Here is a 253-nt window from a genome sequence, read left to right on the forward strand (position 1 = left end):
CTATATCGTTGGATATTACAGCGCACTAAGACCGCACGAATATAACGGTGGATTACCCCCAAACGAATCGGAAAATCGATACTGGAAAAACTCTAACTCGGTGGCCAGTTTTTGTTGACCACTTCACGCTGCCGCAGATATTCCCGTGGCGAGCGATAACCCAACGCACTATGCGGATGCCATTCGTTATAATGCTCGAACGCCTCTGTAAGGTTCTTTGCTGCCGTTAACCCGTCTGGTTTGGGCATGATAC

At 48.6% G+C, this 253-nt stretch carries 1 protein-coding gene; it reads right to left on the reverse strand.

Annotation, left to right across the window (positions count from 1 at the left end; all coding sequences use genetic code 11):
- Positions 1-92: 92 nt before the first annotated feature.
- A partial coding sequence (locus C7B16_RS24405; RefSeq protein ID WP_143192640.1) for an integrase core domain-containing protein occupies positions 93-253 on the reverse strand: 161 nt, incomplete at its 5' end.

This window comes from Escherichia sp. 20412-1 (assembly GCF_003027595.1).
GTDB classification, from domain to species: Bacteria; Pseudomonadota; Gammaproteobacteria; order Enterobacterales; family Enterobacteriaceae; genus Escherichia; species Escherichia marmotae.